Source organism: Gordonia mangrovi (genome assembly GCF_024734075.1).
Classification (GTDB): domain Bacteria; phylum Actinomycetota; class Actinomycetes; order Mycobacteriales; family Mycobacteriaceae; genus Gordonia; species Gordonia mangrovi.
The window spans coordinates 4,813,603-4,827,543 of the sequence record NZ_CP102850.1; the positions used below are offsets into that span (position 1 = coordinate 4,813,603).

Sequence of the window (13,941 nt, forward strand, 5' to 3'; positions counted from 1 at the left end):
TCTGACCTGCGGATTCAGGGCAAAATGCGTAGTCAGCCGCCTGCTGCGCGGATGTGTCGTGGAAGTGCGTTAGATTCGGGGAGCGAGCACGCTACAACACCGGTTTTCCCTGGGTTTGCAGGGGGTGGCACTCGCAAATGCCTGCTCACGTGGGTACGGTCGCTTTCGCCGCACCATTGCGCGGCGATGGCAGGCCTGCCCATGGCGACCGCCATGGTCGCGTGGGCGACCAACCGCCATCAGGAGCATCGCGCGACTGATGACAGTCCAATCGAAGACACGAAAGACGGAGGAACCCGTGGCCCTTCCGCAGTTGACAGACGAGCAGCGCGCTGCCGCGTTGGAGAAGGCAGCTGCCGCTCGGCGGGCCCGCGCCGAGCTCAAGGAGCGCTTGAAGCGCGGCGGCACCAACCTCGAGCAGGTGCTCAAGGATGCCGAGAACGACGAGATCCTGGGCAAGATGAAGGTCTCGGCTCTGCTCGAGGCGCTGCCCAAGGTGGGCAAGGTCAAGGCGCAGGAGATCATGACCGAACTCGAGATCGCCCCGACCCGCCGCCTGCGTGGCCTCGGCGATCGTCAGCGCAAGGCGCTGCTCGAGAAGTTCAGCTCCTGACCGAGCGTGTGAACGACACGAGCGTGACGACGGCACAGGTTCGGCGGTGAACCGCCCGACACCGGGAGAGCCGCGATCCACGCCCCCGAGGGGCCGACTGGTTGTTCTGGTCGGCCCCTCGGCCGTGGGTAAGTCGACCGTGGTCGCCCGCGTGCGGCAGCTGCTACCCGAACTGTTCTTCAGCGTGTCCGCGACCACCCGGGCACCGCGGCCCGGTGAGGTGGGGGGACGCGACTACCACTTCGTCGACCGAGCCGAGTTCGACCGGATGATCGCCGACGACGAACTGCTGGAGTGGGCAGAGATCCACGGCGGCCTACAGCGCTCGGGCACACCCCGCCGGCCGGTCCTCGACGCCATGGAGCGCGGCGAGCCCGTACTGGTGGAAGTCGACCTCGTCGGGGCGCGCAACGTGCTGCGCCGGATTCCCGAGGCGACCGGCGTGTTCCTGGCGCCGCCGAGCTGGGAGGACCTCGTCGCGCGGTTGACCGGACGGGGCACCGAATCGGCCGACGCCGTGGCCCGACGCCTCGAGACCGCGCGCACCGAGATGGCCGCCCAGGGCGAGTTCGAACACGTCCTGGTGAACCACGAAGTCGACCAGGTGGCGTCCGAGTTGGTATCCTTGCTGGTCGGGTCCGACGATTCGACACCCGACCCGTCGAAAGCCGATGGATCGACCCCGGCGCCGCCGCCCACCCGACAGTCGACCTGAAGACGTTTGAATCGCCACCACCTGCCGAATCCCGGCAGGCCGGCGCCACCAGAGCACCACCGATGCAGGAGTTTGCGTGAGCACCCCGACGAATTTCGACCTGACCGAAGTTGCCGACGCACCGGCCTACGACACCCCGCTGGGCATCACCAACCCGCCCATCGACGAACTCCTCGAGCGTGCGTCGTCGAAGTACGCGCTCGTCATCTACGCCGCCAAGCGCGCGCGTCAGATCAACGACTACTACAACCAGCTCGGTGACGGCATCCTCGAATACGTCGGACCGCTCGTCGAGCCGGGCCTGCAGGAGAAGCCGCTGTCGATCGCGATGCGCGAGATCCACTCCGACCTGCTCGAGCACACCGAAGGCGAATAAGGGCCCCGGACGCTCGGATGGCCACCACGCGCACAGCCGCATCCGGCACCACTCGCCGGATTCTCATCGGTGTGGGCGGCGGGATCGCCGCCTACAAGGTCTGCTCGGTGATCCGGCACTTCACCGAAGCCGGCCACGACGTCCGAGTGGTGCCGACCGAGGCCGCCCTGAGGTTCGTCGGGGCCGCCACGTTCGAGGCGCTCACCGGCAATCCGGTCAGCACCGACGTGTTCGACGACGTGGACCAGGTGGCGCACGTCCGGCTCGGCCAGGGCGCCGATCTCGTGATCGTGGCGCCGGCCACCGCCGATCTCATGGCGCGGGCCGCCGCGGGGCGCGCCGACGATCTGCTGACCGCCTCGTTGCTCACCGTGCGGTGCCCGGTGCTGTTCGTGCCGGCGATGCACACCGAGATGTGGGAGCACCCCGCCACCCAGGCCAACGTCACCACCTTGCGCACCCACGGCAGCACGGTGATGGTCCCGGCGTCGGGCCGACTCACCGGCACCGACAGCGGACGTGGTCGCCTGCCCGACCCGCAGGAGATCGCGATGATCGGCGAGCTCCTCCTCGAACGCCCCGACGCGCTGCCGCACGATCTGGCCGGCGTGCGCGTGGTGATCAGCGCCGGCGGAACCCGCGAACCGCTCGACCCGGTGCGTTTCCTGGGGAACCACAGCTCGGGCAAACAAGGGTTCGCACTCGCCCGCGCCGCGGCGCAGCGCGGCGCCATCGTCACGGTGGTGGCCGGGTCGACCGCCGACCCGGGCGACCCGGCAGGCGTCGGCATCGTCCGAGTCTCGGACGCCCAGCATCTCGCCGAGGAGATGACCAAACGCGCCGCGGAAGCCGACGTGGTGATCATGGCGGCCGCCGTCGCCGACTTCCGGCCGGTGGCATTCGCCGAATCGAAGATCAAGAAATCCGACACCGGACCGGCACCGATCGAACTCACCACCAATCCCGACATCCTGCGCGGACTCGTCACCGACCGCGAGGCCGGCCGCATCCCGCCCGAGACCGTCATCGTGGGATTCGCCGCCGAAACCGGGGACGAGACCGGCGGCGTGCTCGATCACGGCCGGGCCAAGCTACGTCGCAAGGGCTGCGATCTGCTGGTGGTGAACGCGGTGGGGGACGGCAAGGCGTTCGGCACCGAGGACAACACCGGCTGGCTGCTGTCGGCCACCGGTACCGAGACGGCACTGCCGCTGGGGTCGAAGACGCTGATGTCGAGTCGAATCCTCGACGAGGTCCGGGCGTTGGTGCCCGGCTCCGATGACGTGGCCTGACGGCGCAACCGTCGGAGGCGATGTGTAGGTTGGAACGCGTTCACAGCCGGGTGTCACCCGGACTGCGAGAATGCTCGGTAGAAGAGACAATCGACGACACCCGCCGCCGGGACACGCGCCCGCGGCGGGCCCGGAAAGAGCCTGAGAGGATCAGATGACCACCTCTGCGTCACGCCTGTTCACCAGCGAATCCGTCACCGAGGGGCATCCCGACAAGATCTGTGACGCGATCAGTGACTCGATCCTCGACGCGATGCTCGCCGACGATCCCACCGCGCGGGTGGCCGTGGAGACCTTGGTGACCACCGGGCAGGTTCATGTGGCCGGCGAGGTCACCACGTCGGCCTACGTCGACATCCCCGGCATCGTGCGGTCCAAGATCCTCAACATCGGCTACGACTCGTCGACCAAGGGCTTCGACGGCGCCTCCTGCGGAGTGAACGTCGCCATCGGTGCACAGTCCCCGGACATCGCCGGCGGTGTGTTCACCTCGCACGAGAGCCGCAGCGGCATCTCCGAGGACGAGATCGACAGCCAGGGCGCCGGGGACCAGGGCCTGATGTTCGGGTACGCGACCGACGAGACCCCGGAGTACATGCCGGTCCCGATCGCGCTGGCGCATCGGCTGTCGCGCCGACTCACCGAGGTCCGCAAAACCGGCGTGCTGCCGTACCTGCGTCCCGACGGCAAGACCCAGGTCACCATCGAATACGACAAGGACAAGCCGGTACGCCTCGACACGGTCGTGCTGTCCACCCAGCACGCCGCCGACATCGACCTCGACAACATGCTGGCCCCCGACATCCGCGCCAAGGTCGTCGACACGGTCCTCGCCGAGCTCGCCCTGCCGAGCCTCGACACCTCCGAGGTCCGGCTGCTGGTGAATCCGACCGGCAAGTTCGTGCTCGGCGGACCGATGGGCGATGCCGGCCTGACCGGCCGCAAGATCATCGTCGACACCTACGGCGGCATGGCCCGCCACGGCGGTGGCGCATTCTCCGGCAAGGATCCGTCGAAGGTCGATCGCAGCGCCGCCTACGCGATGCGGTGGGTGGCGAAGAACGCGGTGGCCGCCGGCCTCGCCGGGCGGATCGAGGTGCAGGTCGCCTACGCGATCGGCAAAGCCGCGCCGGTCGGTCTGTTCGTGGAGACCTTCGGCACCGAGCGGGTCGACCCGGCGGTGATCGAAAAGGTCATCTCCGAGGAGTTCGACCTGCGTCCGCTCGCGATCATCCGTGACCTCGACCTGCTGCGCCCGATCTACGCACCCACCGCCGCCTACGGACACTTCGGTCGTACCGACGTCGATCTGCCGTGGGAGCGCACCGACCGCGCCGAGAAGCTCCGCGCCGCGGCCGGCCTCTGATCGCGCTCACCGTCTGACCGCAGTGTCCGCTCGCGGTGGATCCCGTGTGCCCGCACCGCGCAAGCCCATCGGCAAGGTGCTGCCGATGCTCGGTCTCGCACATCTCGACCGCGAGTTCGACTACCTCATCGACGAGCACCAGGACGAGCTCGCGACTCCGGGCGTGCGCGTGCGGGTGCGATTCTCCGGGCGGCTGATCGACGGATTCCTGCTCGATCGGGTCGACGAGACCGAACACCCCGGCCGGCTCGGCTGGCTGGAACGTGTCGTGTCGGGAGAACCGGTGCTCGACCCGGCGCTCACCCAGGTCTGCCGTGCGGTGGCAGACCGGTACGCCGGCACCCTGTCGGATGTGCTGCGCCTGGCGGTCCCGCCGCGCCACGCCCGCACCGAACAGGAAGACCCACCGGGTGTCGGGAGCCCGGTGGCGACCATCCCGGATCTGACCGCGTGGCACTCGTACACCGCGTCCGCATCATTCATCGACCTCTTGGCCGCGGGCCATCCCCGCGCGGTCTGGCAGGCCACCGCCGGCGAGGACTGGCCGGCCCGCCTGGCCGAACTGGCCGCCGTCACCGCATCCGCGGGACGCGGGTCGCTGATCGTGGTGCCCGATCAGCGTGATCTCGATCGGCTCGAACAGGCCTGCACACCGCTGTTCGGCGACCGGTGCGTGACATTGGCGGCCGGGCTGGGGCCGACCGCACGCTATCGGCGTTGGCTCGCGGTCCGGCGTGGTGCGGCCGACGTCGTCCTCGGTACCCGCAGCGCGATCTTCGCGCCCGTCCACGATCTCGGGCTCATCGTGGTGTGGGACGACGGCGACGACAGCCTCAACGAGCCCCGCGCACCGTATCCGCATCCCCGGGAGGTCGCGGTCATCCGGTCGCATCAACAACGCAGCGCGCTGGTGATCGGTGGAGTCGCCCGCACCACCGAGGCCCAGTCGCTGGTGGCCGCGGGCTGGGCGCACGATCTGCTCGCCGATCGCCCCACCGTCCGGTCGCGAACTGCCCGCGTGCTCGCGTTGAGCGCCGAGGATCGACGCGTCGCCGGCGACCCCCTGGCGCGGTCGGCCCGCATCCCGGGAGTCGCGTTCGATGCCGCCCGTCGCGCGGTCGCCGCCGACCGCCCGGTGCTGTTCAGCGTTCCGCGCCGCGGATACATCCCGTCGCTGGCGTGTGCCCGGTGCCGGGCCCACGCCCGATGTCGGGTCTGCCATGGCCCGCTGCAACTCGACGCCCGTGAGCAGATCTCGTGCCGTTGGTGCGGGCGCGGCGAACCGGCGTTCCGATGCGCGGAATGTGGCGGCACCGAGGTGCGTGCCCTGACCACCGGGGCCGGACGCACGGCCGAGGAACTCGGCCGGGCCTTCGCCGGAGTGCCGATCACCACCTCGGGCGGATCCAGCGTCACGGCATCGGTACCCGACGGTGCCCGCATCGTGGTCGCCACGCCGGGTGCCGAACCCGACGCCGACCACGGCTACGGGGCGGCGATCCTGCTCGACACCTGGGCCCAACTCGATCGGGCCGATCTACGGGCCGCCGAGGACGCCGTCCGGCACTGGATGTCGGTGGGGTCGATGGTCCGACCACACACCGACGGCGGCACCCTCGTCATCGTCGCGGATGCCGGACTGTCGCCGGTGCAGGCGGTGATCCGTTGGGACCCGGTGGGTTTCGCCGATGAGGAACTCCGGCAACGGAACGAACTCGGGTTTCCCCCGGCCGTCACCATGGCGTCGGTCGACGGCACTCGGGCCACGGTGTCGGCATTCGTCGACGCGGTGGCACTGCCACCGACCGGTGAACTGCTCGGCCCGGTCCCGCTACCTGCCGGGGTGCGTCCGCCGGCCGGTTCGGGCGACACCTTCGACGGCGCCGTCGAACGCATCCTGCTGCGCGTGCCACGCCGCAACGGCCGGCAATTGAGCGCAGCGCTGACAGCAGCGCAGATCCACCGCAACACGCAGCACGAGACCGGTCCGATCCGGGTCCAGGTCGACCCGCCTACGATCGGATGAGCGCGGACAACGTCGTCGTCCGGCACGAATGCGAGGGCGTCCGCCACCCGGGTGACCTCGACGAACGTCGCGAACGCCGGGAAAGGGTCACATGAGGGTCGTATTCGCCGGAACTCCGGAGGTCGCGGTACCGACGCTGCGCCTGCTGCTCGACGCCCCACAACACGAGGTCGTCGGGGTGATCTCGCGTCCCGATGCCGCCGCCGGGCGCGGCCGCAAGTCGGCCCGATCGCCGGTCGCGACGCTTGCCGACGAGCACGGCATCGAGGTGATCACGCCCCGCCGACTCACCGACGCGGGCGTACTCGATCGGCTGCGCTCCTGGCGTCCCGACTGCGGGGCAGTGGTCGCCTACGGTGGGTTGGTACCGCCCGGTCTGTTGACCCTGCCGACACACGGATGGATCAACCTGCACTTCTCCGTGCTACCGGCGTGGCGTGGGGCCGCACCGGTCCAGCACGCGATCGCCGCCGGCGACGAGGTGACCGGCGCCAGCACGTTCGCGCTCGAGGAGGGACTCGACACCGGACCCGTCTACGGCGTCATCACCGAGACCATCACCGACTCCGACACCAGCGGAGATCTGCTCGAACGGCTCGCCGGTGCCGGGGCGCATCTGCTCCTGTCCACCCTCGACGGCATCGAGGACGGATCGCTGACCCCGGTCGCCCAGTCTCCGGCGGGCATCAGTCACGCCCCGAAGGTGGACGTGGACGACGCACGCATCCGGTGGGATCTGCCCGCGCACATCATCGACCGACGCATCCGGGCACACACCCCCGCTCCCGGCGCCTGGTCGACGCTCGACGGCGCGCGCATCAAGTTCGGCCCCGTCGAGGTGCTCGCCGGTTCCGGTGGGGAGGCCGAATCCGGCGCTGCCGCAGGTTCGCTGCGAGTGGCGAAGAAGTGGGTCGACGTCGAGACGGCGACGGGGCCGGTGCGGTTGTCGTGGGTACAACCGCCCGGCAAGAAGGCGATGCCCGCGGCCGACTGGGCGCGCGGCGCGCGACTGGCCGACGGGATGGTGCTGGAATGAGCGATGCGCATCGGCGTCCCCACGGGGCGCGACGGGATCGGGCGCGATCGGGAGACGGTGGACGGATGAAAAAGGCGGCGCTGCGCGACAAGCCGGTCGACCCTGCGCGCGAGGCAGCCCGCGACACGCTGCGCGCCGTCCGCGAACGTGACGCGTACGCGAATCTCGTGCTGCCGAAGATGCTGCGGGAACGACGGGTCACCGGGCGCGACGCCGCCCTGGCCACCGAGCTCACCTACGGTGCCGCTCGTGCGCAGGGACTGCTCGACGCTGTCATCAGCGCGGCGGCGAACCGACCGGTCGACGAGATCGACGGGGCGGTGCTCGATGTGCTGCGCCTGGGCACATATCAGCTGCTGCGCACCCGAATCGGTTCCCACGCGGCGGTATCGACCTCGGTGGACCTCATCCGCTCCGAGATGGGGATGGGGCCGGCCGGTTTCGTCAACGCGGTACTGCGCAAGGTCTCACAACGGGACGAGGACCTGTGGATCGACGACCTCGCCCCGTCGATGGCCGACGATCTCGTCGGTAACCTCGCCTTCCGCTATGCCCACCCGCGATGGATCGCCGAGGTGTTCTCCGATGCGCTCGGTGGTTCGGCAGGGCAACTGCAGGCCGCGCTGGCCGCAGACGACGAACGGCCGCCCGTGCATCTGGTGGCCCGACCCGGCCTGATCACGGCCGAAGAACTCGCGCTCGTCAGCGGTGGCGAGGTGGGCCGGTACTCGCCGTACTGCGTGTACCTGCCCGGCGGCGATCCCGGTGAGCTGGACGCGATCCGCGACGGTTACGCCGGAGTGCAGGACGAGGGCAGCCAGCTGGTGGGACGGGCGCTGACCGTCGTCGAGGTCGCCGACGACACCGGCCGGTGGCTGGACATGTGCGCCGGTCCCGGCGGCAAGGCGGCACTCGTCGCGGCGATCGCCGACATCGACGGTGCCCATCTCGACGCGGTGGAGGTGTCCGAGCACCGGGCCGATCTCATCCGCAAGGTCGTGCGGGATCTGCCCGTCGACGTGCATGTGGCCGATGCCCGATCGGCCGGGCTGACTCCGGGATTCGATCGGATCCTGCTCGATGCGCCGTGCAGTGGTCTCGGCTCACTGCGCCGACGACCCGAGGCGCGGTGGCGCCGCGGACCCGATGACCTTCCCGGACTGGTCACGTTGCAGCGTCAATTGCTCACCGAGGCCGTGCGATTGCTGCGTCCGGGCGGCGTCGTCGTGTACTCGACCTGCTCGCCGCACCCGGACGAGACCGTCGGGGTGGTCGCCGCCGTCCTCGCCGATCATCCCGAGGTCGAGCAGATCGACGCCCGGTCGCTGGTGCCCGCCGACCATCTCGGCGACGGCCCCCACGTCCAGCTGTGGCCGCACATCCATGGCACCGATGCGATGTTCCTGGCCGCGCTGCGACGCTGAGAGTCGGCGCCGCCGGGCGGCGCCCTACAATCGGTGCTCATGTGTGCCACCGGTACCCCGATGATCGCCCCCTCCATCCTGTCTGCGGATTTCGCCAACCTCGCCGCCGAGGCCCAGGCGGTCGCCGGGCCGGGCGCCGGTCGCGCCGACTGGCTGCACGTGGACGTGATGGACGCCCACTTCGTGCCCAACCTCACGCTGGGCCTGCCCGTGGTGGAGAGCCTGCTCAAGGCCACCGACATCCCACTCGACTGCCATCTGATGATCGAGAACCCGGAGCGTTGGGCGCCGCCGTACGCGGAGGCCGGTGCCTACAACGTGACCTTCCACGCCGAGGCGACCGACGACCCGCTCGCGGTGGCCCGCGACATCCGCGCGGCCGGCGCCAAGGCAGGTCTGAGTGTCAAACCGGGGACGGCGCTCGAGCCGTACCTGCAGATCATCCGCGACTTCGACACGTTGCTCATCATGAGTGTGGAACCCGGCTTCGGTGGACAGAAGTTCATGCCCGAGGTGCTCGCCAAGGCACGCACCATCCGGGAGGTGATCGACGCCCAGGACCTGCGCCTGCTCGTCGAGATCGACGGCGGGATCAACGCCGACACGATCGAGCAGGCCGCCGAGGCGGGCATCGACTGCTTCGTCGCCGGCTCGGCGGTCTACGGCGCCGACGATCCCGGCTCGGCGGTGGCGGCGCTCCGTGACCAGGCGGCCGCGGCGCGCACCGCGAGTGCCTGACGTCGTGTCCGGCGATCGTCGGCCGATCGGCGTCGACATGGCGCGGGCGATGCGACTGGCGATCGACGAATCGGCGGCCGCCCAGGGGTTCAGTTCGCCGAATCCGCCGGTCGGCGCGGTCATCGTGTCCCCCGACGGCGACATCGTCGGACGTGGCCACACCCAACCCCCCGGCGGGCTGCACGCGGAGGTGATGGCGCTGCGCGCGGCCGGTGCCGACGCGGTCGGCGCCACCGCGGTGGTCACGCTGGAGCCCTGCGATCACACCGGACGCACCGGGCCCTGCACCGCCGCGCTGATCGATGCGGGCATCACCACGGTCTGCTTCGCGGTCGAGGATCCCAACCCGGCCGCCGCCGGCGGGGCCACCACTTTGCGCTCGGCGGGTCTCACCGTGGTCGACGGCGTCGAGCGTGCCGCCGCCGAGTCGGGACCGTTGCGGGCGTGGCTGTTTCGGCAACGCCACGGTCGACCTCTGGTCACCGTCAAACTTGCCTCCACCATCGACGGTCGGATCGCTGCGCCGGACAAGACGAGTCGCTGGATCACGGGGCCGCAGAGTCGATCGCGTGTGCACCGCCAGCGCGCGCTGCTCGACGCCATCGTCGTCGGGACCGGCACAGTGCTCGCCGACGACCCGGCGCTGACGGCCCGCACCGACGACGGAGACCTGCGTCCGCACCAGCCGAGCCGAGTCGTGATGGGCCACCGCGCCATCCCGCCCGGTGCGCGGGTGGCCGACGGCACCGCGCCGCTGCAGCACATCCGCAGCCACGACCCGGCGGCCGTGCTCGACGCGCTCGACGAAGCGCTGTGGGTGCTGGTGGAGGGCGGTCCGTCGATCATCGGCGCATTCCTCGCGGCCGGACTCGTCGACGAGATCGACGCCTATCTGGCCCCCATGGTGCTCGGAGCGGGCGCCGCCTCGGTGGACATACCCCAGATCACCACGCTGACCGACGCGCACCGGTTCACGCTCACCGCGGTCGACGCGCTCGGCGACGACGTGCTGCTGCGGCTGTCCCGCTGAGATCCCACCGTCGCCGCGATCCGTCGACGTGGTCGAGCTCTCACCATCCGGAGGGGCACCCGGTGCCGTCGCGGGTGCGTGCGTGCTAATTTCGATGACAGAGTTCTCGGGGCGGGGTGAGATTCCCCACCGGCGGTGATGGCGTACTCACACACCCGTGAGGAAGCCGAGCCCGCGAGCGCCTGCCACCGGCAGGGACAGCAGATCCGGTGTGAATCCGGAGCCGACGGTCATAGTCCGGATGTGAGAGAACCGGGTGGGCCATGGCCTGCCCTCCTTCTCACATCGCCGTATGCGCCGAGCGAGTTGTGAGGAGTGCGCACCGTGTTCACCGGTATCGTCGAGGAGCTCGGCACGATCGTCCGACGTGACGATCTGACCGACGCGGCCCGACTCACCGTTCGTGGCCCCCTGGTGACCAGTGATGCCGGGTTCGGCGACTCCATCGCGGTCAACGGCGTATGCCTGACCGTCGTGGAACACGGGCCCGATGAGTTCACCGTCGATGTGATGGCCGAAACCCTGCAGCGCAGTTCCCTCGCCGACCTGACAGCCGGAAGCCGGGTCAACCTCGAACGCGCGATGGCCGCCGGTGGACGCTTCGGCGGTCACATCGTGCAGGGCCATGTCGACGGGGTGGGGCGAATCCTGGCGGTGACCCCCTCGGAGAACTGGACCGTCGTGCGGATCGCGGTGCCTCCGCGGCTCGAGCGCTACATCGTCGAGAAGGGGTCGATCACCGTCGACGGTGTCTCGCTGACCGTCTCGGCGATCTCCGGGTCCACGGCGATCCCGGGCACCGCAGGAGAGGTCTGGTTCGAGATCTCACTGATCCCCACCACCTTGCACGAGACCAATCTCGGGGCGGCAGGTGTCGGTACCCCGGTGAATCTCGAGGTCGATGTGATCGCCAAGTACGTCGAACGTCTCCATCCCGCCCTGCGGGAGGCGCACTCGCCGCCGGGTGAACCGGTGGGCGACAGTGGTGGACGCGACGGATCGGCGGCGGAGTAGACATGATGAGCAGTGCAACGGTAGGTGGTGAGGACATGACGGGTCCGGCAGATCCGGCGGTGCGGGAGAAGGTGCGGTTCGATTCGGTCGAACGGGCGATCGCCGACATCGCCGCCGGCAAGGCGGTCGTCGTGGTCGACGATGAAGACCGCGAGAACGAGGGCGACCTCATCTTCGCCGCCGAGAAGGCCACCCCTGAACTCGTCGCCTTCATGGTTCGCTACACCTCGGGATACCTGTGCGTGCCCCTCGCCGGTGACGACTGTGACCGGCTCGGGCTGCCGCCCATGTACTCCATGAATCAGGACAAGCACGGCACGGCCTACACGGTGACCGTCGACGCCCGCGAAGGAATCGGCACCGGCATCAGCGCGGCCGACCGCGCCACCACCATGCGGTTGCTCGCCGAACCGGGCAGCAGCGCCGTGGACTTCACCCGCCCCGGGCATGTGGTGCCGCTGCGCGCCAAAGAGGGTGGCGTGCTGCGTCGGCCGGGTCACACCGAGGCCGCTGTGGACCTGTCGCGGCTCGCCGGACTCGCCCCGGCCGGAGTGATCTGCGAGATCGTGAGCCAGAAAGACGAAGGGTCGATGGCGCAGACCGACGAACTGCGGGTCTTCGCCGACGACCACGATCTGGCGCTCATCTCGATCGCCGACCTGATCGCCTGGCGTCGGCGCCACGAGAAGCACGTCGTCCGCGTCGCCGAGGCCCGCATCCCCACCCGGCACGGCGATTTCCGCGCCGTCGGCTACTCCAGCATCTACGACGACGTCGAACACGTCGCGCTGGTGAAGGGCGACATCGCGGGCGCCGACGGGGCCGGCCACGACGTACTGGTGCGGGTGCATTCGGAATGCCTGACCGGCGACGTGTTCGGATCACTGCGCTGCGACTGCGGTCCGCAGCTCGACGCCGCCATGGAGATGGTCTCCGCCGAAGGTCGCGGGGTGGTCCTCTACATGCGCGGTCACGAAGGCCGTGGCATCGGACTGCTGCACAAACTGCAGGCCTACCAGCTCCAGGACTCCGGCGCCGACACCGTGGACGCGAACCTGCAGCTGGGACTACCCGCCGACTCACGCGACTACGGACTCGGCGCGCAGATCCTGGTGGACCTGGGCGTGAGCTCGATGCGCTTGCTCACCAACAACCCGGCCAAGCGCGTCGGCCTGGACGGCTACGGTCTGCAGATCGTGGACCGGGTGCCGATGCCGGTTCGCGCGAACTCCGAGAACCTGCACTATCTGCGCACCAAACGGGACCGGATGGGCCACGACCTGGTGGGTCTGGAGGACTGGGTGGAACGCAACGGAGAGGCGGACCCGGCGTGAGCGGACACGGCGAACCGACGCTCGACCTGGCCGACGCGAGTGGGCTGCGGCTGGCGATCGTCTCATCGCAGTGGCACGACACCATCTGCACCGCGCTGCTCGACGGCGCCCTGCGGGTGGCCGACACCCATCACGTCGTCGACCCCACCGTGGTGCGGGTGGCCGGCGCCATCGAACTCCCGGTCATCGTGCAGGCGCTGGCACGCACACACGACGCCGTGGTGGCGCTGGGCGTGGTGATCAAGGGGGAGACCCCACACTTCGAATACGTCTGCGACGCGGTCACCGCGGGACTGACGCGGGTGTCCCTGGATGAGGGCACCCCGGTCGGCAACGGCGTGCTGACCACACTCACCGAGGAACAGGCGTTGGCCCGCGCGGGCCTGCCGGACTCGAAGGAGGACAAGGGAGCACAGGCCACGACGGCCGCCCTGGCGTCGGCCCTGACACTGCGGGCACTGGCCCGCGGCGAGTCCCTCGGATGAGCACGGGGACGGCCGTGCAGTGGGACCTGACCTACCGTCCCCGGCGCATGCCCCGCATCGCGATCGCGGTCGCGGCGGTGGTGCTCGCCATCCACATCCTGTTCGCCGCCCTGCTGACCATCTCCGACACCGGAGTGCAGATCGGTGGTTCCGACCAGATCGGTCTGGCGCTGATCGGGGTCGTGGAGGCCGCCGCGATCCTGCTGTTCACCCAGCCCCGTCTGCGCGTCGGCCCGTCTGGCGTCGCGGTGCGCAACCTGATGGGTGAGCGTCTGTTCGGCTGGGACCGGGTACGCGGGATGACCTATCCGGACAAAGGCTTCTCCGCACGGGTGTTGCTGCCCGACGACGAGCATGTGCCGGTCCTCGCGGTGCAGGCGTGGGACGCCGATCGCGCGGTGTCGGCGATGAATTCGTTCCGCGAGTTGGCCCAGCGCTACGGCTCGAATCCCGACGGCGAGACGGGTCCGGTGGAGCAGTCGTAGTCACCGA

At 69.8% G+C, this 13,941-nt stretch carries 14 protein-coding genes and 1 riboswitch; all 14 genes read left to right on the top strand.

The genetic code is table 11. The features are described from left to right. Window positions 1-298: 298 nt before the first annotated feature. The 14 genes from mihF to NWF22_RS21910 all read left to right on the top strand — a co-directional run bounded on the left by mihF (window position 299) and on the right by NWF22_RS21910 (window position 13,934). Window positions 299-613 (top strand): integration host factor, actinobacterial type, encoded by a 315-nt coding sequence (mihF, locus tag NWF22_RS21845; RefSeq protein WP_160902413.1) that lies wholly within the window; start codon window positions 299-301, stop codon window positions 611-613. Between the two features lie 46 nt (window positions 614-659). Continuing rightward, the gene (gene gmk, locus NWF22_RS21850) at window positions 660-1,328 is read left to right on the top strand and encodes a guanylate kinase (RefSeq protein WP_160902412.1); all 669 of its coding nucleotides are present in this window, start codon (window positions 660-662) and stop codon (window positions 1,326-1,328) included. Between the two features lie 76 nt (window positions 1,329-1,404). After that, on the top strand, window positions 1,405-1,704 hold the full coding sequence (rpoZ, locus tag NWF22_RS21855; RefSeq protein WP_160902411.1) for a DNA-directed RNA polymerase subunit omega: 300 nt from the start codon (window positions 1,405-1,407) through the stop codon (window positions 1,702-1,704). A gap of 17 nt (window positions 1,705-1,721) precedes the next feature. Beyond that, window positions 1,722-2,996 carry a bifunctional phosphopantothenoylcysteine decarboxylase/phosphopantothenate--cysteine ligase CoaBC gene (coaBC, locus tag NWF22_RS21860; RefSeq protein ID WP_160902410.1) on the top strand — a complete coding sequence of 425 codons (1,275 nt, stop codon included), beginning with the start codon at window positions 1,722-1,724 and terminating at the stop codon, window positions 2,994-2,996. 154 nt (window positions 2,997-3,150) lie between these two features. Beyond that, complete coding sequence (gene metK, locus NWF22_RS21865; protein ID WP_160902409.1) at window positions 3,151-4,362, top strand: methionine adenosyltransferase; 1,212 nt, start codon at window positions 3,151-3,153, stop codon at window positions 4,360-4,362. Window positions 4,363-4,447: 85 nt separating this feature from the next. Continuing rightward, entirely contained in the window at window positions 4,448-6,388 is a 1,941-nt protein-coding gene (locus NWF22_RS21870; protein WP_160902796.1) for a primosomal protein N', read from the top strand. Between the two features lie 91 nt (window positions 6,389-6,479). Then, on the top strand, window positions 6,480-7,424 hold the full coding sequence (gene fmt / locus NWF22_RS21875) for a methionyl-tRNA formyltransferase (protein ID WP_160902408.1): 945 nt from the start codon (window positions 6,480-6,482) through the stop codon (window positions 7,422-7,424). Between the two features lie 65 nt (window positions 7,425-7,489). Beyond that, the gene (locus tag NWF22_RS21880; RefSeq protein ID WP_160902407.1) at window positions 7,490-8,848 is read left to right on the top strand and encodes an RsmB/NOP family class I SAM-dependent RNA methyltransferase; all 1,359 of its coding nucleotides are present in this window, start codon (window positions 7,490-7,492) and stop codon (window positions 8,846-8,848) included. Between the two features lie 39 nt (window positions 8,849-8,887). Continuing rightward, window positions 8,888-9,586 (top strand): ribulose-phosphate 3-epimerase, encoded by a 699-nt coding sequence (gene rpe / locus NWF22_RS21885; RefSeq protein ID WP_160902406.1) that lies wholly within the window; start codon window positions 8,888-8,890, stop codon window positions 9,584-9,586. A 49-nt stretch (window positions 9,587-9,635) separates the two neighbouring features. Continuing rightward, window positions 9,636-10,616, top strand: a complete 981-nt coding sequence (ribD, locus tag NWF22_RS21890) for a bifunctional diaminohydroxyphosphoribosylaminopyrimidine deaminase/5-amino-6-(5-phosphoribosylamino)uracil reductase RibD (RefSeq protein ID WP_160902795.1) — start codon at window positions 9,636-9,638, stop codon at window positions 10,614-10,616. A 98-nt stretch (window positions 10,617-10,714) separates the two neighbouring features. Then, window positions 10,715-10,873: riboswitch (FMN riboswitch) on the top strand. A gap of 67 nt (window positions 10,874-10,940) precedes the next feature. Beyond that, the gene (locus tag NWF22_RS21895) at window positions 10,941-11,630 is read left to right on the top strand and encodes a riboflavin synthase (protein ID WP_160902405.1); all 690 of its coding nucleotides are present in this window, start codon (window positions 10,941-10,943) and stop codon (window positions 11,628-11,630) included. 35 nt (window positions 11,631-11,665) lie between these two features. Beyond that, window positions 11,666-12,964: a bifunctional 3,4-dihydroxy-2-butanone-4-phosphate synthase/GTP cyclohydrolase II gene (locus NWF22_RS21900; protein WP_160902404.1), complete on the top strand. Its 1,299-nt coding sequence runs from the start codon at window positions 11,666-11,668 to the stop codon at window positions 12,962-12,964. Next, a complete protein-coding gene (ribH, locus tag NWF22_RS21905) occupies window positions 12,961-13,449 on the top strand; it encodes a 6,7-dimethyl-8-ribityllumazine synthase (RefSeq protein ID WP_160902403.1) in 489 nt (162 codons plus the stop codon). The genes NWF22_RS21900 and ribH overlap by 4 nt, the downstream gene beginning before the upstream one ends. Then, complete coding sequence (locus NWF22_RS21910) at window positions 13,446-13,934, top strand: PH domain-containing protein (protein ID WP_160902402.1); 489 nt, start codon at window positions 13,446-13,448, stop codon at window positions 13,932-13,934. The genes ribH and NWF22_RS21910 overlap by 4 nt, the downstream gene beginning before the upstream one ends. Window positions 13,935-13,941: the final 7 nt, after the last annotated feature.